The sequence below is a fragment of the Paraburkholderia sp. SIMBA_027 genome (assembly GCF_046535315.1).
GTDB lineage: Bacteria > Pseudomonadota > Gammaproteobacteria > Burkholderiales > Burkholderiaceae > Paraburkholderia > Paraburkholderia tropica.
Map to the genome: position 1 here is coordinate 1 of NZ_JAWRWY010001420.1, position 243 is coordinate 243.

Genomic DNA, 243 nt, shown 5'->3' on the forward strand with positions numbered 1-243 from the left:
GCCGCAGGTGACGATGGGCCAGCCGCCGCTGGGCGCGCAGGAACAGCAGAAGGTCGCGGAAACGGCCGCCGACATGTTTCTTGCGTACTACGCGCGTCCGGATCACGGCGGTGAGTTAGGTGCAGGGCAGGGCTGAGGGTGCACCATGCGACGCGCGAAGCGCACCGGGCGCGTCGTTTTACTCGATGCGCGGTCCATCCGCCGCCTGGAAGAAATCGCCACGCAACGACGGGCGAGTGCAGG

General features: G+C 67.9%; 1 pseudogene. It reads left to right on the forward strand.

Annotation, left to right across the window (positions count from 1 at the left end):
• Positions 1-136, forward strand: a pseudogene (locus SB764_RS43875) (TetR/AcrR family transcriptional regulator); the annotation flags it as partial.
• Positions 137-243 lie beyond the last annotated feature (107 nt).